Origin of the sequence: Streptomyces sp. NPDC004126, from assembly GCF_050275515.1 — a bacterium.
Classification (GTDB): domain Bacteria; phylum Actinomycetota; class Actinomycetes; order Streptomycetales; family Streptomycetaceae; genus Streptomyces.
This window is the reverse complement of the sequence record NZ_JBNNPF010000007.1, coordinates 163,827-188,393: the sequence shown is the minus strand read 5'-3', so window position 1 is coordinate 188,393 and position 24,567 is coordinate 163,827. Positions and strand designations below refer to the sequence as shown.

Genomic DNA, 24,567 nt, shown 5'->3' with positions numbered 1-24,567 from the left:
AGGCGTTCTTCGGCCGATTGGCCAGAAGGAGTTGCATGCGCTGGGGGAACTTCTGCCTCTTTCGTACCAGCCGTCACGGCACAACGTACACACGCCTGCTGTGTGATTGCAGCATTCAACGTGTTGACGATGTCAACACGTTGACTTAAGGTCGTGCTCATGAACGGTTGAGGAGGGGTAGCCGTGAGTGGTGGGGAACCTCGGGGTGATCGGGGCGCGACCGAACTCCGGAACGCCCTCCGGGAGCTGTACGCCGAGCTCGGCCGGGCGGCCGTGGAGGGCGTGGTCTCCGCCGAGGACTTCCGCCGGTGCGTCGGGGGTCTCGGGCTGGCGCAGGCGGAGCAGGAGCGCCTGGCGGGCGAACTGACGCGCCTGGGGCTGCGGATCGGGCAGGAAGCGGAGCACGCGAGTCAGGACTGGCTCGGCCCGCGAAAGGTTGTACATCCGTCAATTTCCGGACGGCTGGCCCCGGTTCGGGCCCTGCTGCTCCGGTACGCGGACGGGCAGGGGCTCGTGGGCGCCGACGCCGTGGAGGGGGTGGCCGGGCTCGCCGGGCTGACGCCGGCGGAGACGAGCGAGCTCCGGAGGACGGCGCCCCTTCGTGCGGAGGCGTCGGCGGGCGCGCAACCATCCCAGGATGAGCCCGAGTTCGGGGAGTGGGAGGACTTCGATCCGGACCGGCGCCCGCAGCAGGGTGCGGGGCCCCGGCCCATCGGAGACCTCGGCCGTGCGGTCCGGGCGGCGCATGCGGTGCTGGACGAGGGCCGCTTCACCCGGCGGCCCGAGAAGCGCAGGCTGACGGCCGAGGAGGAGGTGGGCCTCGCCGTACTCGTACGGGGCGGCCCCGACCGCATCGCGGTCGAGCCGGACGCCGCCGAGATGGCCGCGCTGCCCGCCGGCGATCTCCGGATCCGGGCGCGCAACTGCCTCGTCCTGCACAACCAGGGCCTCGTGCACGGAATCGCCCTGAAGCACGGAGGGCAGGGCCTCGAACACGAAGACCTGTTCCAGCACGGGGTCTTCGGACTGATCAGGGCGGCGGTCAAGTTCGACCCCGCCAAGGGCTACAAGTTCTCCACGTACGCGACGTGGTGGATCCGGCAGTCGATCAGCCGGGCCGTCGCCGACGAGGGAGCGGTCATCCGCATCCCGGTCCACTTCCACGAGCTGGTACGGAAGGTCGCCGCGGCGGAGCGCAGGCTCCAGATGGAAGGGCGCCCGTGGAGTGCCGCCGATGTCGCGGTGGCGTGCGACCTGAGCGTGGCGCGGGTCGAGGAGGTCCGCAAGGTCAGCCGGCGCACGGACTCCCTGGACCGGGAGATCGGGGACGGGACGCACCTGGGGGAGGTGGTCGCGCTGGAGCGGCCGCTGCCGTCGGCGGAACACCGGGCCGTGGAAGCGATCGTGCACGAGCACCTGCTCTCCCTGGTCGCGCGTTTCGGGGAACGGGAGGCGCGGATCCTGCTGCGCCGTACGGGTCTGGACGGCGGGGAGAAGTCGACCCTGGACGAGCTGGGGAAGGAGTTCGGCGTCACCCGGGAGCGGGTCCGCCAGGTGGAGGTGAAGGCGTTCAAGGCCCTTCGCGAGGCGCTGCTGGCCGACGGGTTCGGCCCGGGGCACGTCGAGCCGCCGGACCCGGAGCCGCGTAGGCGCAGGGCTCCGTCGCGGGAGTCCCTCCGGCGCCGTAGGGCTGCCGCCCTGGCGGCGCGGGGGCGGCGGGCGCCCGTGCCGTCCCGGCCGGCGCCGGAGCATGACGTGCCCGAGCCGGCCCCGCTGCCGCCCGCCGAGGCCCTGCCGGCGGCTGCGGAGCCGGTGCCGGTGCCGGTGCCGGGGTCTGAGCCGGAGTCGGCGCTTGCGTCCGAGCCGCAGCCGGAGCCCGAGCCGCAGCCCGAGCCCGAGCCCGAGCCCGAGCCCGAGCCCGAGCCCGAGTCGGGGTCGGAGCCCGAGCCGGAGTCGGAGGCCGAGGCCGGGCAGGGTTTGCAGGTGGCAGTAGGGGTGGGAGTGGAGGAGGCGGTGGTGGTGTCGGCGCGGTACCGGGCGGACTGGGAAGCGGCGTTGGCGGCGCCCGTCGTGTTCGCCGGCGGAGTGGCCTGGCTCGCCGAGTACGCGCTGGTCGCCCTCGGCGACGCGGAACTGGCCGTGCTCCTCGGGCCGGCCGCCGCCGAGGACGTCATGGGCGTGGTCGAGCGGCGGGGCACGCTCGACCGTTCCGTCGTCATGGCCCTTCAGCTGCTGCATCGCCTCTTCGGCGTCCTCAAGGACACCGGGCGGCGTCCGGAGGACTTCCTCGACCGCGTCTTCGAAACGCTGAACGGTGCCTCGCCGCGGACCTACCTGGCGGGCCGCCCCCTCGTACGCAGTGAGTCGAGGCTCGCGTTCCGGGATGCCCTGGAGGAGTTCACCTCGGCCGGAGCCGCGATCGCGGTACCCGTCGTGCCGGCCGTCGCCGGGGAGCCCGCCGCTCGGGCCGAGTGCGCGTTCCGGGTGGAATCGGGGGCCGGGGACGTCGCCGGGGACGGGGACGGGGTCGAGCCGGAGTTCGGGGTGCAGTGCGTGGAGGTGGCCGAGGCGGAGGCTGGGGCGCAGCCCGTGGGCGTGGCCGAGGCGGAGGCTGGGGTGCGGCGCGTGGAGGCGGCCGAGCCGGAGTTCGGGGTGCAGTCCGTGGGCGTGGCCGAGCCGGAGTTCGGGGTGCAGCGCGTGGAAGTGGCCGAGCCGGGGGCTGGGGTGAAGTGCGTGGAGGTGGCCGAGGCGGACGGGCAGGGTGCCCTGGAGGCGTTGCGTGCCGAGCATGAGGTACGCGTCGCGGAACTGCTGGCGGAAGCGGCTGCCTCCGAGGAGCGGCTGCGGGAGGAGCACGTGGACGCGCTCGAACGGGAGCGGCACCGTACCCGGAGCGCCCTCGCGGACACCGAGCGGCAGCTCGACGAGCTGGAGTCCGGCATGCTCGGCCGCGTCGATCTGTCCCTGCGGCGCCAAGCGGCTGCGCTGCACCGCGCGGCCGGGGAACGCATGGCCTGGCTGAGGACGCAGGCGGAGGAGGAGGTCGCACAGGCGCACCGGCAGGCCGCCGAGTCCGCGGCAGGCGTCCGCGGCGAGCTCGCGGCCGCCCGCCGGCACGCGGCCGAGACCGAGGAGCTGCTGCGGCGTTCGGTCCAGGACCACGAGGGACGCGTGTCCGCGCTCACCGAGCGCCTGCGGTCGGCCGAGTGGGCGCTCGCGCAGCGGGAGCGCGCGCTCCAGGACGCCGACGCGCACGCGACCGCCCGGGTGGAAGCCGTCGAGAGGTGGGCCGCTCAGCGCGTGGCCGAGGCGGAGGACGCGGCGGCTGCGCGGGTGGCCCAGGCGGAGCACGACGCCTGGGTGCGCATCGCGGAACTCCAGGCACAGGTGGCTGCCCTCACCGAGCCCGGACCCGGCACCGGGCCTGCGTCCGGGCCCGGGCCGGCGTCCGGGCCCGGACCTGGAACGGGACCCGGACCCGCGTCCGGCCCCGGCTCCGGCACCAGCTCCGGCCCCGGCCCCGCCCCCGGCTCCGGCTCCGGCACCGGCTCCGGCTCCGCCCCCGGCCCCGGCCCCGGCTCCGGCTCCGGCTCCGGCTCCGGCACCGGCACGGGCCCCGGCCCCGAACGCAGGCCGCTGCGCGGCCTGTGGCGCCGTGGCTGACAGTCACCCGCGCATTCCGTCCGGTACCGACAGACAACCCGCACTTCCCCGAGGAACGCCATGGATCCCCGACAAGAACTCGTCGACTATCTGGGCCGCCAGCTGGTCGGCCCGGCCCACGGCGAGGACGAAGTCCTCGACGGCCCGCCCGACCGCCAGTACCTGATGGGCACGCTCTACCCCCAGGACGCCGACCTCCAGCGGCAGCTGACGCTGGCGGCCGAGGACGAGGACGGCATCGGAACCGAAGGCGCGGCCCTCGACACCAATCCGGCCGACGACCCGGTACCCGAATCCAACTCCTGGCTGCCCTCCTCGCTCGGGCTGAGTTTCTACACGGACAGCGACACCATCGAGGTCCGCTGCGGCGCCGCCCACTACCGCACCCTGCGCGCCCAGGGGGACCAGGGGCGCCGCTGGCAGCGGGTCGCGCTCGCGGAGGAGGGCCACCGGGTCGGACCGGACCAGGACGCCGTCACCGTCCTGGACGGCAGGGCCGAGCTCAGGATCCGCCGCCGCCCCCTCGGCTCGGGGCTGCTGGTGACCGTGGCGCTGGTGAACACGGCACGTACCGAACCGGCCCTGGGCCGGTCGGCACAGTGGGACCGGATGCTGTTCCAGGTGGCCCTCGCGGTGCGTCCCCTCGACGGACGGGTCCTGCAGTACCCGAGCGTCCGGCTCGCCAGCCGGGATCCGGAGGAGCAGGAACTGCGCCTGCAGTACCGGCACGTGCGCACCCACGCCGTGGGCCACGGCTGTGCCGTCGAGGAGATCGCCGACGGCGACGCCGTCACCGGACTGCGCGCGGTGGTCATGCCGGAGGCCGAAGTGCCCGCGACGCGCGCGGCGGGCCTCACGGGCGCGCCCGTGCTCAACGTGCTCCACCTAGCCGACCCGGACGTCCCCGTGGCGCGGCTGCGGCAGGAACTCTCGGAGTTCACCGCCGACTACCGCAGCTGGTACGAGGAACAGTGCCGGGTCGAGGTGCCCGCCTGGGGCAGGGCCGCAGCCGAACGGATCCTGGAGCGCATCGGCACGGCCGTCGCACGGATGGAGTCCGGCGTGCGCACCCTCTGCGATCCGGGCTGCCCGGAGCTGCTGGAGGCGTTCCGCGCGGCCAACCTCGCCATGGCCCTGCAGATGCGGCACTCCGCACGGGACCAGGCCGGCGAGCGGCGGGCCCGTCACGAACCCGCGGCGGTGGATCCGGCGCCGGACCCCCGCTCCGCGTGGCGCCCGTTCCAGCTGGCGTTCTTCCTCCTGACCCTGGACGGTGTCGCCGACCGCCGCCACCCCGACCGCGGAACGACGGACCTGATCTGGTTCCCCACCGGCGGCGGCAAGACCGAGGCGTACCTGCTGCTCGCCGCCTTCGTGATGGTGCTGCGCCGACGTGACCCCAAGGGCGGCGGGACCGCGGTGCTCAGCCGCTACACGCTCAGCCTGCTGACCACGCAGCAGTTCCAGCGGGCCGCGACCACCGTGTGCGCCCTGGAGACGATGCGCCGCGCCGATCCCGGCGGCTACGGCGAGGAGCCCTTCTCGATCGGGCTGTGGGTCGGTGAGGCGACCTCGCCCAACTCGTACGAGGCGGCCGAGGCGGTGGCCCGCGACGTGCGGTCCGCGGCGCGGCCCGAGGACGTCTTCATCCTCGACCGCTGCCCCTGGTGCGGCACCCGCATCCTGCCCGCCCACCGGTCCGCCGACCACGCCGACTACGGCATCCGGGCCACCGCCGACTCCTTCGCGTTCCACTGTCCCCGTGACGAGTGCGCGTTCCACGACGAGCTGCCGGTCGCCGTCGTCGACGAGCAGCTCTACGACCGGCCGCCCACGTTCGTCCTCGGCACGGTCGACAAGTTCGCCCGACTGGCCTGGGAGCCGCGGGCGGGAAGCCTGTTCGGGACGGGCGGCGGCACCCTGCCGCCCTCCCTCGTGATCCAGGACGAACTGCACCTGCTGACCGGGCCGCTCGGAACGACCGTGGGACTCTACGAGGCGGCCATCCTCGGCCTGTGCGCCACGGCCGACGGGACGGGCCCCAAGGTGGTCGCCTCCACCGCGACGATCCGCCGCTCCGGCGAACAGGTGCGCGCCCTCTACGGCACCGACGTACAGCTCTTCCCGCCCGCCGGACTCGACGCCCGGCATTCCTATTTCGCCGAACCCGACACCTCACGCCCCGGGCGGCGCTACCTCGGCGTCATGGCCCAGGGGCACACGGCCGGCCGCGCGGCGGTCGCCACCGCCGCCGCCATGCTGCAGGGGGCCTGGGAACTGCCCGAGGAGCACCGGGACTCCTACTGGACCCTGGTCGCGTACCACCACAGCCTCCGCGAACTCGGCCGTACCGTCACCGCCGCGGCCGACGACATCCCCGCCCAGCTCACGGGCCTGGACGCCGGACACGGGGTCCGGCCGCTCGCCGACCACCAGGTCCAGGAGCTGACCAGCAACCTGGCGCGGGCCGAACAGCCCGTACTGCTGGACCGGCTGGAGAAGCCCTGGACGCATCCCGAAGCCGTGTCCTTCCTGCCGTGCACGAACATGCTGTCGGTCGGGGTGGACGTCAAACGGCTCGCACTGATGCTGATGCAGGGGCAGCCCAAGACCACGGCCGAGTACATCCAGGCCACCAGCCGGGTCGGCCGTCACTCCGTACCGGGACTGGTCGTCGCCTTCTTCAACGCCACGCGGCCCAGGGACCGTTCGCACTACGAGACCTTCGGCCCCTATCACCGCTCCCTCTACCAGCACGTCGAACCGACGAGCGTGACACCGTGGTCGGTGCCGGCGCGCCGGCGGGCCCTGCACGCCGCGCTCGTCATCCTCGTACGGCACCGGCTCGGCCTGAGCGCCGAGAACCAGGCCGGGGAACTGCCGGACCGCATCGTCGAGGCGAAGGCGCTGGCCGAGCTGCTCGCACGGAAGGCGGGGGCCAGCGGAGGGCGCGCCGCGCACGCCGTCCGCACCGAACTGGCCGACCTGCTCGCGGCGTGGGAGGAGGCGGCCCGCAATGCCGCGCAGGAGGGCAAGGAGCTCTACTACCGCAGCCAGGGCAAGGGGCAGCACAACCTGCTGAAGAACTTCGAGCAGCACGGGGGGCTCTGGGAGACCCTCCACTCCATGCGCAGCGTGGACCGCGAATGCCAGGTGACGGTGAAGGGAGCCGACCAGTGAACCGCAAGCTTCGAGTCCGTCAGGCACAGACGGTCGTCCCGTTCGGCGTCGGCGCGGTTTTCGACATCCAGGGCGAGTCCTTCGTCGCGACGGGCATCGGCGACTGGCCGAAGGTACGCCAGCCGGTGGAATCCCCGCGGCTGGCCTCCCGGCTCGGCGTGACCGGCTTCTTCGCCGCACCCGCGACGCTCAACGACCGGTTCGACCGCGCCGACGCGCCCGGCGCACCGTACATCCGCTTCCCCGCCTGGCTGTTCTGCGGCTCCTGCCGTCGCATGGTCCGCTGGCGGATCGGCGACGAGAAGCCCGGAACACCGCCGAGCTGTCCGTCCTGCGCGCCGGTGCGCCGGCTCGCCCCGATGAGGTTCGTACAGATCTGCGCCGCCGGACACCTCAGCGACGTGGACTGGTGGTTCTGGGCGCACGCCCGGCTCGATGCGGCGCAGCGGCAGTCCTGCGGCTCGCGCGAACAGCTGCGCTTCCGCGTGTCGGACCGGGCGAGCGGCCTGGAGGCGCTCTCCGTGTCGTGTGCCGCCCCGGGCTGCGGCGCCTCCCGCGACCTGCTGGACGTCCTGGGCACCCACGGCATGCGGTGCTCCGGCCGGAACCCCTGGCAGCGGGCCCGCGACGCGGCCGACTGCGCCAAGCCGGTCCAGGTCGTGCAGCGCACGGCGGGCAACCTGTACTACCCGGTGGTCCACTCGGCGCTGTCGCTGCCCGAGGCCGAGGTGTCGGCGCTGGACGGAGGCGCCCTCGCCGACCGCGTGCGCGAGAGCGACTTCTGGGTACTGCTGTGCAAGGCGGCCGGGACCCCCCGCGGGGAGGCCCTCCGGGACATGGTCAAAGAGGACACGGGGGTGGACGACGCCCTCCTGGACGCGCTCCTCGCCGAAGAGACCGGGACCGGCGCACCCGCCCCCGCCGACGGGGGCGCCGCCGGGCCGGACCTGCGCCGCGAGGAATGGTCGGCGCTGACGGCCGCCGAGCCGCCCAGGACGCGCGACTTCCTGGTACGCGGTTCCACCCTCGGGCTGGAAGGGGAGACCGCGGAGCCCTGGGCCGGCCTGCACCGGCGCGTCGGCCGCGTCGTCCTGGCCGACCGGCTGAGGGAGGTGCGGACCCTGTACGGCTTCAGCCGGGTCTCTCCCGATGCCGCCATGGTCCCCTCCGACACCTCCCGCCGACTGCGCTGGCTGCCCGCGGTGGAGGTCTTCGGCGAGGGAGTCCTGCTCACCCTGGACCACGCGGCGCTGACCGCCTGGGAGCAGGACGACGCCGTACGGGCCCGGGTGGCGGGCCTCCGGGGCGACCTGGAGCGCTCGTTCCAGCGCGACCGGCTCCAGTTCTTGACGGGCCTGGAGCTCTCCCCGCGCTTCGTGCTGCTGCACACCCTCGGGCACCTGCTGGTGCGCCAGCTGTCGTTCGAGTCGGGCTACACCACGGCCAGCCTGCGCGAACGCGTCTACGCCCGGCCCGAGCACGACCAGTACGGGGTGCTCGTGTACACGGCCGCGGGGGATGCCGAGGGCACCCTCGGGGGCCTCGTCCAGCAGGGGGAGTCGCCCCGGCTCGCCGAGACGCTGCTGCGCATGGCCGAGGCCGCCGCCTGGTGTTCCGCGGACCCGCTGTGCTCGGAGCACACCGGTCAGGGCTTCGGGAACCTCAACCGTGCCGCCTGCCACGCCTGCGCGCTGCTCCCGGAGACGAGCTGCGAGACCGGGAACACCCTGCTGGACCGCGCGCTGGTCGTCGGCGGGGGCGGTGTACCCGGATTCTTCGAGCCGATCGTCGCTGCCGCCCGGGCAGCGGCCACCGAGGAGTGAGCGCGGCCGTGACCCTGACCTACCTCGACCTGACCCCCGTCCAGCGGGCGCTGCTCGACGGTCTGCCGTTCGACGGGAACCACCTGGTGAGCGGTCCCCCCGGGAGCGGCAAGAGCGTGCTGGCCGCACAGCGGGCCGTGATGCTCGCCCTCACCGGTCGGCCGGTCGTCCTGCTGACCCGGTCCAACCTGCTGCGGCAGTCGCTGGGGCCGATGGTCTCCACGCTGTCCTGCGGCGGTGCGGCCGTCACCGTGGCGACCGCGCACTCCTGGCTCGCCCGGTGGTACGGCGGCGAGGTGCGGCGGACCGACGACGGCTGGTACAACTGGCCGGCCTTCTACGAGCGGGCGGTGCTCGGGGATCCCGGCGAACCGCTCACGCTGGTGGTGGACGAGGGGCAGGACCTGCCCCCTGCCTTCTACCGCCTGTGCCGGATCCTCGGCGCCCGGACGACCGTCTTCGCGGACGAGTGCCAACGGCTGACCGAGACGAACTCCACCCTGACGGAGATCGCGCAGGGGCTGGGCGCGTGCACGCCCCACGAGATCGACGCCAACCACCGCAACACCCGGCAGACGGCCGGGCTCGGCGCCTGGTTCCACACGGGACCCGGATCGCCGGCCCTCCCGGACCGGGAGGGCCCCCTGCCCCGCCTGCACGCGCTCCCGGACCAGGCAGCGGTGGTACGGCTGCTGACCGGACTCGCCGAGGGCCGGCCCGGCCACGGCATCGGCGTGGTGGTGCACTCCACCCGGGCCCAGTTCGACCTGCTCGCCCGGCTGGAACGCGAAGCGCCCCGGCTCCGGCCGCAGATGTACACGGCGCAGGCGACGGCGGGCCGGTACCGGACCCTCGACCTGTCGCGCCCCGGCATCGTCATCGTCCACCGCGCCAGCGCCAAGGGCCTCCAGTTCGACACGGTCGTGGTTCCGGACACGGAGGCCGACGCCGGAACGGATCCGACCTCGGCGGCACTTCGCATGCAGTACTACGTGATGGCGACCCGGGCACGTCACGACCTGCACCTCGGCTACGCGGGCGAGAGGGAGCCGGGCCACCTGAGGGACGTTCCGCACGACGTCCTGGCGCGCGGGTAGCCGAGCCGGCCGCGCCCCGTCAACCCGGTGGGCCCGCCGGGGTTCCCCGAACTGGCGGGCGGCCGGATCGGGTTCGCGGGGGAGGGGGCGGCGGGTCGGGGTGGCCGGTACCGGGTGGTGGGGGGTCGGCGGGGTGTGTCGGTCGCGTGAAATCCCGGGGTGCGGGTGTCGCCGGGGCCCGTTGGATGGGTACGAAGAGCGCCACTTCGAGGTTGACGGGATCGGGAGCGGTCCCGTCGTGGCGGCGTGCGTCCCGGCCAGCCCGGAGGGGGCCGGCGGGTGGCGCGGGGGTGGCCGGGGGGAGGCGTGAACGGGATGCTCCCGTTCCCTTGGTTTGGCTGGATGTAGACCTCGTGGCATCCGCTCGGGCGCCGGTAGGGTTCCGATCGATTCCGGCCATTCACGAGATGATCGATCAGCTTTCGGTCATGGTGTCCCACCAGCCGCAAAGCTTGGGTCTCGGCTCTTTTCTGTCAGCGGCAGACAGGTAGGGTGATCGCGCTGCCGGGCCCGGTGGCGACGGGGGGAGACACAGTTGGGCGAGCCACTCAGATTCGGAATTCTCGGACCACTCATGGTCACCGTGGGGGAACGGACCGTTCAGGTCGGAGGTGCCCGGCAACGCACGATTCTGGCCCTTCTGCTCCTGAGTCCGGGGCGAATCGTTCCGGTTGACACCCTCGTGGACGTGGTCTGGAACGGTCGCCCGCCAGCCACCGCGCGCACCCAGGTCGCCATCGTCATCGCCGCCCTGCGCAAGGCCATCAAGAGCGAGGGGGTCGCCGAGGAGGTCATCGCCACCGCGCACCCCGGCTACCTGCTGCGCCCCGACGGGCACGTGCTCGACACCGTCACCTTCGGCTCCCTCGTCGCCGAGGCAGAGGAGGCCGTGCGCACGCACCGCCCCGCGGACGCGGCGCGCTGCTACGGCGAGGCGCTCGCGCTCTGGCGGGGGCCCGCGCTCGCGGGGGTCACCGGACAGCTCGTCGAGGACGAGGCGGCCCGCTGGGAGGAAGTGCGGATCAACGCGTACGAGGCGATGACGGGCGTGCAGCTGGAGCTGGGCCGGCACCAGCTGCTGCTGCCCGAACTGGCCGCCGCCGTACGGGAACACCCGCTGCGCGAACGCACCCGGTACCACCTGATCCTCGCCCAGTACCGCTCCGGGCGGCGGGCCGAGGCGATGGAGAGCTTCCGGGACGCGCGGCGCCAGTTCATCGACGAGCTCGGCATGGACCCGGGCCCCGAACTCCAGGAGCTGCACGACGCGATCCTGCGCGACGACCCGTCCCTCGCGTACGAGTCCCCGAGCACCCCGGTCGACGCGGCGGCGGACACCTTAGAACCGCGCGGGCGCGTCGTGCCGTCGGAACTGCCGCCCGACGTACCCGGGTTCGCGGGGCGCGGCGAGGAACTCGACGCCCTCGACACCCTGGTGGACGGGCAGGGCGAGGACAGTCGGACGTCCACCGTCGGGCTGATCACCGGTGTCGCGGGGGTGGGCAAGACCGGCCTCGCGGTGCGCTGGGCGCACCGTGTTACCGAACAGTACCCGGACGGGCGGCTCTTCGCGGACCTCCGCGGGTATGACGAGCACCACGCCCCGACCACCGCCGGGGACATACTCAGCCGTTTCCTGCGCTCGCTGGGCGTGGACAGCGACGACGTGCCCAACGGCCTGGAGGACCGCATCGCGCTGTACCGCAGCGTGCTCGCGGAGCGCAGGGTGCTGATCGTGCTGGACAACGTACGCACCTTCGCGCAGATCCGCCCCCTGCTGCCGGGCAGCGGCGGCTCCACCGTGCTCGTCACCAGCCGGGAGCAGCTGGAGCAGCTCGTGACCTGGCCGCAGCGGGGCCGGGTGCACCTGGGCGTGCTCCCCGAGGCGGACTCGGTCGAGCTGCTCGGCCGGATCGTCGGCGAGGTCCGGATCCAGGCCGCCCCCGAGGACTCGGTGCGCCTGGCCGAGCTGTGCGACCGGCTGCCGCTGGCGCTGCGCATCGCGGCGGCCCGGCTGGCGTCGAAGCCGCACTGGACGGTGCGCCACCTGGTCACCCGGCTCAGCGACGGGCGGCGCCGGCTGGACGAGCTCAGCCAGGGCGAGTCCCAGGTCCGGGCCAGCTTCGAGCTGAGCTACCGCTACCTGCACAAGGACGCGGCCCGGCTCTACCGGCTCCTCGGGCTGCTCGGCGTACCCGACTTCACCACGTGGGTGGGTGCCGCGCTGCTGGACGGGGACGTCATGGACGCGGAGCGGCTGATAGAGCACCTGGTGGACGCGCAGTTCCTGGAGGTCGTCGGCGTCGACGCCACCGGCCAGCTGCGCTACCGCTTCCAGAACCTGATGCGGCTGTACGCGGAGGAGCTGGCGCGGGCGGAGGAGAGCGAGGAGGACCGGAGGGAGGCCTGCGAGCGGGTGTTCCGGACGTGTCTGGCCATTGCCGAGCGGGCGCAACGGCGGGAGAACGGCGATGACCACGATGGCGTCCGCGGCGATGTCGAGCGCAGGGAGATCGACCCCTTCCTGCTGGACGAGCTCCTGGCGACCCCGTTGGAGTGGTTCGAGGCCGAACGGCTCTCGCTGGTCGCCGTCGTGGAACAGTCGGCCAGGATGGGCATGGACGATCTGACCTGGGGTCTGGTCATGTCCATGGAGGTGCTCTTCGAGACGCGCAATTACGTGGAGGACTGGCGCCGATGCAGTGAGTACGCACTTGACGCAGCGCGCACAGCGGGCAACCTGCGGGGTCAGGCGGCGATGGAACAGCAGCTGGGCGTGATCGACGTACGGCTGCGCAGGCTCGCCGAGTCGACCGCCAGGGGGGAGGCCGCTCTCGCGCTCTACACGGAAGCGGAGGACGCCCTCGGACGGGCACTGGTCCTGAGCGACCTCGCCTTCATCGACCGGATCCGGGGAGAGTACGACCGGGGCATGGAGCGGCTTCAGGAGGCCCTCCCGGTGTTCCGGGCCGCGGGCAAGCGTTCCTCCGAAGCGTACGCACTCCAGAACATGGCCCAGTTCGCCCTCGACCAGGGGCAGCCGGAGGCAGCGGTGGAGCTCGGCCGGGAGGCCGTGCGCGTGAGCGAGAGCATCGGGGGTAAACGGCGCAGCATGGCGATGGCCATGCACCGGCTGGCCGGTGCGCATCTGGCGCTGGGGCAGTTGGACGAGGCCGAGGACGGGTTCAGCCGGGTCGTGGAAATCGTCGAGGAGATCTCCGACCTCCTCGGCCTCGCCCATGCGTTGCTGGGTCTCGCGGAGACCCGGCTGCAGGCCGGAGCCGCAATGGCTGCCGAGCGGACCTTCCTGGAAGCCCTGGAGGTTGCCCGCCGTACCCGGAGTCCGATGATCGAAGGCCAGATCAGGCTCGCGCTGGGGCGGGCATGCGGTGAGCGCGGAGATGGCGAGGCGGGTCGGGCGCACGTCGTCGAGTCGCTCGCCATCTTCCGGCGCATCGGGTCCCCTCCCTGGGAGGAGAAGGCGTCGGCGGCGTTGGAACGACTGGGGGGCGCGTCCGGACAGCGCACGTAACCGGCCAATAACCCGGCGATAAGCCGGCTCCCTAGCGTCATCGCAGACGAGAAAACTGCCGAGCTGTGGAGTCTGCGATGTCACGTACGACCGGCGCGCCCTCTTTTGCCGTGATTCCCGGGGCCCAGGTGCACGAAGTCCTGGACGGCCGTGCGCCCGAAGTGGTCGGATTGATCGAATCCGCTTATCGGGTGCACGGCGAGGGCGGGACGGTCAATCCGCCGTCCTATTTCCTGCGCTTTCCCGACCGGCCCACCTCGCGGATCATCGCGCTGCCGGCGTCGATCGGGGGAGCGGCCCCGGTCGACGGGGTGAAGTGGATTTCCAGCTTCCCCGAAAATGTGGCGGCCGGAATTCCGCGCGCCTCCGCCGTACTGATACTCAACGACCCCGAGACCGGATATCCCCTCGCCTGCCTGGAATCCTCGATCATCAGCGCGGCCCGCACCGCCGCCTCCGCCGCCCTGGCGGCCGACCGGCTCAGCCCGGCGGGCCGCCGGCCGCGCCGGATCGGCTTCTTCGGCGTCGGGCTGATCGCCCGCTTCATCCACCAGTACCTGGCGGGCACGGGCTGGGAGTTCGACGAGATCGGCGTCCACGACCTGTCCGCCGAGCACGCCGGCGGCTTCGCCGACTACCTCACCCGCTCCGGCGAGCAGGGTCCGGTCACCGTCCACGACAGCGCCGAGAAGCTGATCCGCAGCAGTGACCTGGTCGTCTTCGCGACCGTCGCCGGCACCCCGCACGTCACCGAGCCCGACTGGTTCGGCCACAACCCGCTCGTGCTGCACGTCTCGCTGCGCGACCTGTCGCCCGAGGTGATCCTCTCCGGCTTCAACGTCGTCGACGACGTCGAGCACTGCTTGAAGGCCGACACCTCCCCCCACCTGGCCGAACAGCTCACCGGAAGCCGCGACTTCGTCGACGGGACGCTGTACGACGTGCTCTCCGGGCAGCTGTCCGTGCCCGAGGACAAGCCCGTCTTCTTCTCGCCCTTCGGGCTGGGCGTCCTCGACCTCGCGGTCGGCCGGCACATCCACGACACCCTGCGCGAGCGCGGCGACCTGTCGGTCGTGGAGGACTTCTTCCACGAGATGCGCCGCTACGGCTGAGACACGGCCGCTCCCGCGCACCCCCTCACGCGCCGCCCGCCCGGCGCGACACGGCCGCTCCGAACGGCCCCGAGCCATCCGAGGAAAGTGATTCAGTGACCACACTGCTCGACACCGCCACTCGGGCGCCGGCCGGTCATGGCCGGCGCCCCCTCCCCGTCCGGATCGAGGAGACCGTCCTCGACCCGCACCCCCCGATCGAGCTGTACGAGGCCCTGCGTGCGCGGTTCGGGGAGGACGTCTTCCTCCTGGAGTCCCTGGAGAGCCCCGAGTTCGACGGGAACTCCGCCGTCGTCGGCTTCGGCCGCCTCGCCGAGCTGCGCATCCGCGCCGGGCGGATCTCCGCCGCGGGCGTGGCGCCCGTACTGGCCGAGCTGTCCCGGGTCGCCGACGGGCTGGGGCTGGCCGCCGGCCCCGGGGGCGACCGGATCTTCGAACGTCCCGGGCAGGTCTGGGACGTGCTGCGTGCCGTCCAGGCCCGCTTCGACGTCGACAGCGGCCGCCCCGACTACGCCTTCGGCTTCCTCGCCACCATCGGCTACGGCGCCGCCTGGTACATGGAGGACCTGCCCGTCCGGGAGCACGCCGACGGGGGCGCCCCCGACCTGGTCCTGACCCTGTTCCAGGACACCGTCTGGTACGACCTGGACGCCGGCACGGCCGTCCGGCTGGCGGCCCGCAGCGACGAGTTCGGCCCCGACGGCGGCCCCGCCGCCCGCACCGACCTGGCCGGCATCGTCGAGCGGCTCACCTCCGGGATCACCGAGCCCGCCGGCCGCGTCCCGGCCGCCCCCGCCCCGCGCGCCGTCCGCGACAGCACCGACGAGGAGTCCTTCCGCGTCAACGTGGAGCGCTGCCTGCGGCACATCGGCGTCGGCGACATCTACCAGATCCAGATCGGCCACCGCATCGAGGTCGACACCGACCTCACCCCGCTCGACGTCTACCGGCGGCTGCGCGGACGCAACCCGTCCCCGTACATGTACCTCGTCCCGCGCGACGGGTCCACGCTGATCGGCGCCAGCCCCGAGGTGCTCTTCCGCACCGAGGGCGACCGCATCGTGATGCGCCCCATCGCCGGCACCACCCCCCGCAGCGGCGACCCCGCCGTGGACGGGCCGCGCGTCGAGGCCCTGCTCGCCAGCGAGAAGGAGCAGGCCGAGCACGTGATGCTGGTCGACCTGTGCCGCAACGACATCGGCCGGGTCTGCCTGCCCACCACCCTCGACGCCCCCCAGCTGATGACGGTCGAGACCTTCAGCCACGTCTTCCACCTGGTCTCCACCGTCGAGGGCAGCCTCGCCCCCGGGGAGGACACCTGGTCCTCGCTGGCCGCGACCTTCCCCGCCGGGACGGTCACCGGCGCCCCCAAGATCCGCGCCATGGAGATCATCTCCGAACTGGAGTCCGAGCCCCGCGACATGTACGCCGGAGCCGTCGGCCTCGTCGACATGCGCGGCTGGTCCCGCCTGGCCCTGTGCATCCGCACGGTCACCCACGACGGAACGGCCTACTCCACCCAGAGCTGCGCCGGCATCGTCGCCGACTCCTCGCCCGCCGCCGAGTGGCGCGAGACCCTGCACAAGATGGGAGCGGCCTACTGGGCGCTCACCGGTGAGGAGCTGCTCCCGTGAAGGTCCTGCTCGTCGACGCCTACGACAGCTTCACCCACATCATCGACCAGTACCTGCGCACCCTGGGCGCCGACACCGAGGTCGTCCGCTCCCGCACCGAGAGCCCCGACGAGCTCGCCGCGCGGCTGCCGGACGCCGTGGTCCTGGGCCCCGGCCCGGGCCACCCGGCCGAGTCGGGCCACGTCGAGCTGGTGCACCGGTTCGCCGGACGGGTCCCCCTGCTGGGCATCTGCCTGGGCCACCAGGCCATCGGCCTGGCCTACGGGGGCCGCGTACAGGTCGCCGACCGGCTCAAGCACGGCAAGACCAGCGAGGTCGCCCACGACGGGGCCGGGGTCTTCGCCGGGCTCGGCGAGACGATGACGGCGACCCGCTACCACTCCCTCATCGTCGCCGAACCCCTGCCGCAGGAGCTGCTCGCCACCGCGCACGCCGTCGACGACGGCTACGTGATGGGCCTGCGCCACCGCACCCTCGCGGTCGAAGGGGTGCAGTTCCACCCCGAGTCCATCACCACCGTCGGCGGCATGCCGCTGCTGCGGAACTTCCTCACCGGCGCACGGACCCGCCCGGCCGGCACCCTCGCCGGATGACGCAGGAGCCTCGAAGGAGCGATCTCGTGGAGCACGTCGATTCCTGGCGGGCCCGGCCCGCCGCACAACAGCCCGAATGGCCCGACCCCGTCGCCCTGGCCGAAGTGCGCGAGCGGCTGCGGGAGGCCGTCCCGCTCGTGGTCGCCGCCGAGTGCGAGCAGCTCAAGTACCGGCTCGGCGCCGTCGCCCGCGGCGAGGCCTTCCTGCTCCAGGGCGGGGACTGCGCCGAGACCTTCGCGGACGTCCGCGAGGACTCGGTGCGGCGCAAGGTGCAGACCCTGCTGCAGATGGCGCTCGTCCTCCAGTACGCCGCCTCCGTCCCGGTCGTCAAGATCGGCCGGATGGCGGGCCAGTACGCCAAACCCCGGTCCAAGCCCACCGAGACCCGCGGCGGGCTGACCCTGCCCGCCTACCGGGGCGACGCCGTCAACGGCTTCCCCTTCGAGGCGGCCGAGCGCACCCCCGACCCGGACCGGCTGCTGCGGATGCACCAGGCCGCCTCCGGCACGATCAACCTCGTCCGGGCCTTCACCACCGGCGGCTACGCCGACCTGCGCCAGGCGCACGCCTGGAACCAGGACTTCGTGGCCCGGTCACCCGTCGGCGAGCGCTACGCGGCGCTCGCCACCCAGATCGACCAGGCCCTCAACTTCATGCGCGCCTGCGGCGCCGACGAACGCATCCAGCACGCCGTGGAGTTCTACGTCAGCCACGAGGGCCTGCTCCTGGAGTACGAGGAACCACTGGTCCGCGAGGACCCGGCGACCGGCCGGCGCTACGCGACCAGCGGGCACATGCTCTGGATCGGGGAGCGCACCCGGGACCTGGACGGCGCGCACGTGGAGTTCTTCTCGCAGATCGCCAACCCGGTCGCGGTCAAACTCGGCCCGACGACGGACTGCGACACCGTCCTGCGGCTGATCGACCGGCTCGACCCCGAGCGCGAGCCCGGGCGGCTCACGTTCGTCGTCCGGATGGGCGCGGGGCAGGTGCGCGACCGGCTGCCGGAGCTGGTGGAGAAGACGGCGGCGGAGGGCGCGCCCGTGGCCTGGGTGAGCGATCCCATGCACGGCAACACCTTCGAGGCGCCGTCGGGCCTCAAGACCCGCCGCTTCGACGACATCGTCGACGAGGTGAAGGGCTTCTTCGAGGTCCACCGCGAGCTCGGGACGCATCCCGGGGGCGTGCACCTGGAATTCACCGGGGGCGACGTCACGGAATGCGTGGGAGGCGGTGAGGAGGTGAGCCTGGACGGACTGAGCGAACGCTACGAGTCCACTTGTGACCCCCGGCTCAACCGCACCCAGTCGCTGGATCTCGCATTCCTGGTGGCCGAAATGTATCGGGAACGCTGAGCTCCGCTTGTTGTCGTTATCGCGGGTGCCCCGCGGGGATATCCCGATGATCCCTCAAGCGGCTCGCGAGCGGTGGTCAAGAGGGGTCCCGAGGGCTTGTTATCGCCCTCTGGGCCCCTCCTGACCTGCGGATATATCGTCCTTATCGAAATTGTGCGGCCCCGGAAGGCGGAGCGATATCAGCTCGAAGCCGTTCCTTCCTAGTGTTCTTCTCACCGGAACAAAGCGAAGCTCAAGTGGCACTCAACGGGGAGAAGAACAGAGATGCAGAGCACGTGGCGCACCCAGGTCAAGCGCATCACCGTCGCAGTCATCGCGGCGACGGCCATCGCCGGCGGGGTGCAGATCGCGGAAGAGGGATCGGCGGCGGGCACGAACCGTGTCTCCGCGGACGACACCACCCAGCACGCTCCGGCGCCCGCCACCCCGACCCCGTCGTCCACCAAGAACGGCGAGGAATGGGGCTGAGCGGCGGGGCTTGAACCCATACCTCACCGAGGGAGATTCACGTGATCACCGCCAGCGCAGAATCGGGCCAGGGGGCACGCGCCTGGCCCGCCTTGCTCCAGTCCGTCTTGGCCGGCCGTGACCTGGCCCCCGCCGACACGGCCTGGGCCATGGACCGGGTGATGAGCGGCGAGGCCACCGACGCCCAGCTCGCCGGCTTCCTGGTCGCCCTGCGCGGCAAGGGGGAGACGGTCGGTGAACTGGAGGGCCTGGTACGGGCCATGCTCCACCACGCGGTACCCCTCGACGTCCCCGGCGCCACGGTCGACGTGGTCGGCACTGGCGGCGACGGGGCCCGTACCGTCAACATCTCGACCATGTCCGCGATCGTGGCGGCCGGCGCCGGCGCCCGGGTCGTCAAGCACGGCAACCGGGCGTCGAGTTCGGCCTCTGGCTCGGCGGACGTGCTGGAGGCGCTGGGCGTGCGGCTGCGCCTGGAGCCGGCGCGGGTGGCCGCCCTCGTGGAGGAGGCGGGGATCACCTTCTGCTTCGCCCCGGACTTCCACCCGTCCATGCGGCACGCCGCCGCGGTCCGCAGGCAGCTGGGGATCCCGACCGTCTTCAACGCGCTCGGGCCGCTGACCAACCCGGCCCGTCCGACCGCCCAGGCGGTCGGCGTGGCGGACGCGCGGCTGCTCCCGCTGATCGCCGGGGTCCTGGCCCGCCGGGGCGGCAGCGCCCTGGTGTTCCGCGGGGACGACGGCCTCGACGAGCTCAGCGTCACCACCACCTCGACCGTGCTCAGCGTCGAGGGGGGAAGGGTCCGGGAGGAATGCTTCGACCCCCGCGACGCGGGCATCGCGCCCGCCCCGGTGGACGCGCTGCGCGGCGGGGACGCCGCGCACAACGCGCAGGTGGCCCGGCGGCTGTTCGCCGGCGGGGAGCGGGGCCCGGTACGCGACGCGGTGCTGCTCTCGGCCGCCGCCGCGCTGGCCGCCGCCGAGCCGTCCCGGGGCCGCACGGTCACCGAGCGGCTGCGCGAGGGGATCACCGCCGCGGCCGCCTCCCTGGACTCGGGGGCCGCGGAGGCGGTCCTGGAGCGCTGGGCGCGGGCGGCCGCCGGACACGCCGGAGCGCCGCTCGCCGCCGCGGGGCGGTGAGCGGTACGCAGCCTGCCGGACGCGGACGCGCCGCGGTGCGGCCGGGCCGGTCCCTGGGAGGGGGACGGCTCGGCCGCACCGGCGGCGGTCAGGGGTGAGGGGTCAGGGGGACAGGGCGGCCGCCTTCGCCGGCAGCCGTACCGGCTCGTGGACCAGCGGCCCCTCGGCCACGTCGTCGGCCTCCGCGCCCGGGGGCACGCCCTTGCGGATCCAGGACAGGGCCGGCGAGGTGACCGCGGTGGTCAGCAGGGCCATCAGGACCAGCATCGTGAACAGCTGGGGCCCGATCACCCCCAGCTCCAGCCCCAGGTTGAGCACGACCAGCTCGGTCAGGCCGCGGCAGTTCATCAGCGCCCCGATCGACATGGCGTCCCGCCAGGACTGGCCGGTGGCCCGGGCGGCCGCGGTGCTGCCGCCCCACTTGCCGACGAAGGCGACGACCATGACGGCCGCGGCCCACAGCCACATCATCGGATCGGCGGCGATCAGCCCCACGTCGGTCTTCAGGCCGGTGTTGACGAAGAACAGGGGCAGCAGGATGGGAATGGTGAAGGCCCGCAGCCGGGCCGCGCACAGCTCGATCACCCGGGAGCCGCGCGGGGTGATCACCCCGAAGACGAAGGCCCCGAACAGGGCGTGCACGCCGATCTTGTCGGTGGTGAAGGCGGACAGGCACAGACCGCTGAAGAGCACCACCAGGACGACGGAGTCCACCGTGCGGGCGGCCCGTACGGCCCACTTGGCGAGCAGCGGCCGGATCGCGTAGATCATGAACGCCAGGAACAGGGCCGCGAGCGCCGCGGTCGTCGCCGCCTCGACGGGGGAGCTGCTGGTGCTGACGGCGACCACGGCGGCCAGCAGGCACCAGGCGGTCACGTCGTCCACCGCCGCGCAGGCCATGGCCAGCGCGCCGATCCGGGTGTTGTAGAGCCCCCGGTCGGTCAGGATCCGGGCGAGCACCGGGAAGGCCGTGATGCTCATGGACACGGCGATGAACAGCACGAACGCGAGCTTGGTGACGCCCTTCGGGGCCATCGTGTCGTACATCAGCAGGGCCAGGCCCGAGCCGAGCACCAGCGGGAGCGCGATGCTCGCCTGGCTGACGCCGATGGCCGTGCGACTGTGCCCGCGCAGCGCCGAGAGGTTGAGTTCCAGGCCCACCAGGAACATGAACGCCAGCAGACCGATGTTTCCGAACGCCCCGGTGAACGGCAGGACCGTCCCGGGGAACAGCCATGTCTGGGCATCGGGCCACAGCCAGCCGAGCAGCGAGGGGCCGAGCAGGATGCCGACGGCGATCTCCCCGACCACCGGCGGCTGACCGAGCCGGCGGAAGAGCATGGCGCCGGCCTTGCACGCGATGATCACGGCCGGGATGGCGATCAGCAGGTCGGGCAGCGGGTCACGGGCGGACACGGGCCGCTCCTTCCCGGTCCGAGGGGACGGCGACCGGTGCGGGTATCGCCGGCAGGGGAGGGGCCGCCGCGGGTGGGCCGGGGACGGCCGTGGCGTCGGTCCAGCGGGCGTAGCGGCGCTTGCCGTACAGCAGGGGCGCCTCGTCCTCGCGCAGCGAGACCCGGGTGATCCGGACGAACACGGCGGTGTGGTCGCCGAACTCGACGGCCTGGGTGACCTCCCCGTCGGCCACCGCGTGCGAGGCCTCCGCCAGGTGCGGGCCGCCGGCGCCCAGCGGCAGCCGCCACTCGACGCGCTCGAAGCGGTCGGAGGCGCCCGAGGCGAACAGGTCGGAGACGGGGCGGGCGTTCTCGTGGAGCAGGTTGACCGCCACGTGCCCGGTCTCCAGGACGGCCTGGACGGTCGGGCTCGCGGTGCGCAGGCACAGCACCACGGTGGGCGGGGAGAGGGCGACGCTGGCGAGCGAGCTGCACGTCATGCCGCGCGGCTCGGAGTCCGTACCGATCGTGGTGATCACCGAGACGCCCGAGGGGAAGGCCGACATCAGGGGCCTGATGTCGGCTTCGGCCGCGCCTTCGGCGAGGCCGGCGCGGGAGGAGGGGGAGGAGGGAGCGGAGGGGGACGGCTGCGAGGTGGCTGTCATGGGTGGGGACTCTCCTGGGATCCGAAGGGGTGCGGCGGGGGCCCGGAAGCCGGAGGGAGGGGCCGGCTCCGGGCCTGCGCACCGGAAGGAAGCGACTGCGTACTAGCCGTGCAGCTTGCGGAGGTATTCGTACGTGCTGGGGAGGGTGTCGAGGAGGTGGTTCTGCTCCTGCTTGACCTTGCCGAACAGGGCCTCGGCGCCGGCCACCGATTCGGGCTTGTGGGCGAGGATCGGCAGCGGGGCGTCCGGTTCCAGGCCGAGGCCGGCGAAGACGCAGTAGTAGCTGCCGTTGGTCCAGAAGTTGCGGAATTCCGCCTCGAAGTTGCCGTAGTACGTGGACTCGTCCGCGATCGGCGAATTGATGGCCAGGCCGGCCTTGTAGGCGGAGATCTTCTCCTGGATGTTCTTCGGGAGGGTCAGCTCCTTGTTGGCCCGCCAGAACGGGGTGTCGTTGCGCGGCGCGTAGTAGAAGTGCGCCTGGATGAAGTCGCGGGTGTCGTCGAACATCACCTCGATCTCGTGGTTGAAGCTGTTCGCCAGCTCCGGGTTGAAGGTGCGGTCCGGGAAGTGCTTCGCGAGCTGGTAGATGGCCGCCGTGATGAAGTAGATCCCGGTCGATTCCAGCGGCTCCAGGAACGCGGAGGAGAGGCCGATGCTGACCACGTTGTTCACCCAGGCGCGGCGGTTGCGGCCGACCCGGAACTTCACGTGGTTGAACTTCGTCGTCTCCGGGTCCAGGCCCCAGAGGGCGCTGAATTCCTTGGTCGCCTCCTCCTTCGTCGTGAACCTGCTGGAGTAGACGTAGCCGGAGCCGAAGCGGCCCAGCATCGGGATCTTCCAGGTCCAGCCGGAGGACATCGCGATGGCGGAGGTGTACGGCTCGATGCCGTTCGCCTCGTCGTCGTGCGGGACGGCGGTGGCGACGGCGCTGTCGCACAGCAGGTGGTCGCTCATGTCGATGAACGGCTCTTCCAGGGCCTGGTTGATGAGCAGGCCGCGGAAGCCGGAGCAGTCCACGAACAGGTCGGCGTCCAGCACCCGGCCGGCCTTGGTGTGCAGGGCCTTGATGAACCCGCGCTCGTCCTTCTCGGCGTGCGTCATCTCGTCCTGGACGTGGTTGACGCCCTGCTTCTCGGTGGCGAAGCGGCGCAGGAAGTCGGCGACCAGGGCGGCGTCGAAGTGCCAGGCGTAGCGGGTGGACGGGGTGCCGTCGATCCACTTCGGGGACTTCTTCGCGTCCATCACCGGGGGCTCGCGGAAGCACGCGTAGTCGAACGGCTCCTCCGTCCGGCCCTCCAGCTTCCGCTTGGCCCAGTAGTGCGACATCGGGACGTTGTCGCTGTCGGGCAGGATGCCGAACGGGTGGTAGAAGTGGTCCGGGCCGCCGTTCTCCAGCTCCCGCGCGTCCGGCTGCCCCTGGCCGCCGGTTCTCCAGTTCACGAACCGCACCGCCATCTTGAAGCTGGCGTTGCACTCCCGCATCCACTCCTCCTCGGCGATGCCGAGGTAATCGAAGAGGACCTTGTGGAGGTTCGGGACGGTGGCCTCGCCGACACCGATCCGCGGAATCGCCGGCGCCTCCAGGACCGTGATGTCCACGGTGCCCTGCAGGGCCTTCCCGAGATATGCGGCGGTCATCCAGCCGGCGGTACCGCCGCCCAGGATGACGACTTTCTGAATGCGCGAGTCGGTGCCGGTCATGTGGGGACTCTCTCTTCCGTCTGCTGGGGAGTTCCGTTGTGCGATGGGAAGAGATTCGGACCGTCGACTATGCGCCACCTATAACCAGCCGTATGGCGTCGATATAGCGGATTGGCCGAATCTCGGTCCCGTTGTATCCGCACCCCGCAACTCCCAGCAGAGGATGGCTGCATCAGATGCCGTACGACGAAGGGACGAAGGGAATCCTCTCTACTGTGGGAGGAACGCCGCTCATCGAACTGGAGCGTTTGCTGCCGGGCCTAGGCTCGCGGGTGTTCGCGAAGGTGGAGCGGTTCAATCCCGGAGGAAGTATCAAAGACCGCTCGGCACTCTCCATGGTGCTGACGCGCATCAGGTCCGGGGAACTCGTCCCGGGCAAATCCACGGTGATCGAGTCGAGTTCGGGCAATCTCGCGATCGGGCTCGCCCAGATCTGCGGCTATTTCGGCCTGCGCTTCATCTGCGTCGTCGACGCCCGCACGACCCGGCAGAACGTGGCGATCCTGCGGGCCTACGGGGCCGAGGTCGAGATCGTCGTCGATCCCGACCCGGTCACCGGCGAGCTGCTGCCCGCCCGGCTGCGACGGGTCGCCGACCTCGTCGCCGACACCCCCGACGCCTACTGGCCCGACCAGTACTCCAACCCGCTCAACCCGATCGCCCACCAGAACACGATGCGCGAGATCGCCGAGGCCCTCGACGGCCGCGTCGACCAGCTCGTCGTGGCCGCGGGCACCAGCGGAACCCTGGGCGGCTGCGCCGAGTACATCCGCCGGAACGGCATGAACACCACCGTCAACGCGGTCGACGCCATCGGCAGCGTGCTGTTCGCCCCGCCCGAGCGCGTCACCCGGCTGATCCCGGGACACGGCGCCTCGGTCGTGCCCCGGCTGCTGCGCCCCTCGGACGCGGACCGGGTCATCCACGTCGGCGACCTCGACTGCGTCGTGGGCTGCCGCCGCCTGGTGCGCCAGGAAGCGGTGCTCGCCGGCGGCTCCTCGGGGGCCGTGGTCGCCGCCCTGGAACGGATCGCCCCGGACATCATCCCGGGCTCCAACGTGGTGCTCGTCCTGCCCGACGGCGGCGACCGCTACCTGGAGACGATCTACGACGACGCCTGGGTGCGCCGCCAGTTCGGCGAGGTCTCCCACCTGTGGAAGGACCCGCAGCCGGCCGTCACGCCCCACCTCGTGGATATAGGCCACGGATAG

Annotated in this window: 15 protein-coding genes; 12 read left to right on the top strand and 3 right to left on the bottom strand. The window is 72.4% G+C overall.

The window, feature by feature from the left end; all coding sequences use genetic code 11:
• The first annotated feature begins 183 nt into the window (after positions 1–183).
• The 11 genes from ACQKM2_RS09545 (at position 184) to trpD (ending at position 19,596) form a co-directional block, all read left to right on the top strand.
• Positions 184–3,663, top strand: a complete 3,480-nt coding sequence (locus ACQKM2_RS09545; protein WP_427708065.1) for a sigma-70 family RNA polymerase sigma factor — start codon at positions 184–186, stop codon at positions 3,661–3,663.
• A gap of 60 nt (positions 3,664–3,723) precedes the next feature.
• Positions 3,724–6,843, top strand: coding sequence for a helicase-related protein (locus tag ACQKM2_RS09540; protein WP_427708063.1), 3,120 nt, complete (start codon positions 3,724–3,726; stop codon positions 6,841–6,843).
• Positions 6,840–8,666: a DrmB family protein gene (gene drmB, locus ACQKM2_RS09535; protein WP_427708061.1), complete on the top strand. Its 1,827-nt coding sequence runs from the start codon at positions 6,840–6,842 to the stop codon at positions 8,664–8,666. The genes ACQKM2_RS09540 and drmB overlap by 4 nt, the downstream gene beginning before the upstream one ends.
• 8 nt (positions 8,667–8,674) lie before the next feature.
• On the top strand, positions 8,675–9,763 hold the full coding sequence (locus ACQKM2_RS09530; protein ID WP_427708059.1) for a DNA helicase: 1,089 nt from the start codon (positions 8,675–8,677) through the stop codon (positions 9,761–9,763).
• A 574-nt stretch (positions 9,764–10,337) separates the two neighbouring features.
• On the top strand, positions 10,338–13,295 hold the full coding sequence (locus ACQKM2_RS09525) for a BTAD domain-containing putative transcriptional regulator (RefSeq protein ID WP_427708057.1): 2,958 nt from the start codon (positions 10,338–10,340) through the stop codon (positions 13,293–13,295).
• Positions 13,296–13,372: 77 nt separating this feature from the next.
• Positions 13,373–14,407: a 2,3-diaminopropionate biosynthesis protein SbnB gene (gene sbnB, locus ACQKM2_RS09520; RefSeq protein WP_427708055.1), complete on the top strand. Its 1,035-nt coding sequence runs from the start codon at positions 13,373–13,375 to the stop codon at positions 14,405–14,407.
• Between the two features lie 95 nt (positions 14,408–14,502).
• A complete protein-coding gene (locus ACQKM2_RS09515; RefSeq protein ID WP_427708053.1) occupies positions 14,503–16,041 on the top strand; it encodes an anthranilate synthase component I family protein in 1,539 nt (512 codons plus the stop codon).
• Positions 16,038–16,634 (top strand): anthranilate synthase component II, encoded by a 597-nt coding sequence (locus ACQKM2_RS09510; RefSeq protein ID WP_125596498.1) that lies wholly within the window; start codon positions 16,038–16,040, stop codon positions 16,632–16,634. The genes ACQKM2_RS09515 and ACQKM2_RS09510 overlap by 4 nt, the downstream gene beginning before the upstream one ends.
• Entirely contained in the window at positions 16,631–17,989 is a 1,359-nt protein-coding gene (locus ACQKM2_RS09505; RefSeq protein WP_427708051.1) for a class II 3-deoxy-7-phosphoheptulonate synthase, read from the top strand. Before ACQKM2_RS09510 ends, ACQKM2_RS09505 begins: the two co-directional genes overlap by 4 nt.
• A 264-nt stretch (positions 17,990–18,253) precedes the next feature.
• The gene (locus ACQKM2_RS09500; RefSeq protein WP_427708049.1) at positions 18,254–18,457 is read left to right on the top strand and encodes a hypothetical protein; all 204 of its coding nucleotides are present in this window, start codon (positions 18,254–18,256) and stop codon (positions 18,455–18,457) included.
• 35 nt (positions 18,458–18,492) lie between these two features.
• Positions 18,493–19,596 carry an anthranilate phosphoribosyltransferase gene (gene trpD, locus ACQKM2_RS09495; RefSeq protein WP_427708115.1) on the top strand — a complete coding sequence of 368 codons (1,104 nt, stop codon included), beginning with the start codon at positions 18,493–18,495 and terminating at the stop codon, positions 19,594–19,596.
• Positions 19,597–19,698: 102 nt separating this feature from the next.
• On the opposite strand, the gene ACQKM2_RS09490 is transcribed toward trpD, so the two are convergent.
• The 3 genes from ACQKM2_RS09490 to ACQKM2_RS09480 all read right to left on the bottom strand — a co-directional run bounded on the left by ACQKM2_RS09490 (position 19,699) and on the right by ACQKM2_RS09480 (position 23,356).
• The gene (locus ACQKM2_RS09490; RefSeq protein ID WP_427708047.1) at positions 19,699–21,012 is read right to left on the bottom strand and encodes a cation:proton antiporter; all 1,314 of its coding nucleotides are present in this window, start codon (positions 21,010–21,012) and stop codon (positions 19,699–19,701) included.
• Positions 20,999–21,655: a flavin reductase family protein gene (locus ACQKM2_RS09485; protein WP_427708045.1), complete on the bottom strand. Its 657-nt coding sequence runs from the start codon at positions 21,653–21,655 to the stop codon at positions 20,999–21,001. Before ACQKM2_RS09485 ends, ACQKM2_RS09490 begins: the two co-directional genes overlap by 14 nt.
• Before the next feature lie 102 nt (positions 21,656–21,757).
• Positions 21,758–23,356 carry a tryptophan halogenase family protein gene (locus ACQKM2_RS09480; RefSeq protein ID WP_427708043.1) on the bottom strand — a complete coding sequence of 533 codons (1,599 nt, stop codon included), beginning with the start codon at positions 23,354–23,356 and terminating at the stop codon, positions 21,758–21,760.
• A 176-nt stretch (positions 23,357–23,532) separates the two neighbouring features.
• Here ACQKM2_RS09480 and sbnA point away from each other — a divergent pair, with 176 nt between their 5' ends.
• A complete protein-coding gene (sbnA, locus tag ACQKM2_RS09475; RefSeq protein ID WP_427708041.1) occupies positions 23,533–24,567 on the top strand; it encodes a 2,3-diaminopropionate biosynthesis protein SbnA in 1,035 nt (344 codons plus the stop codon).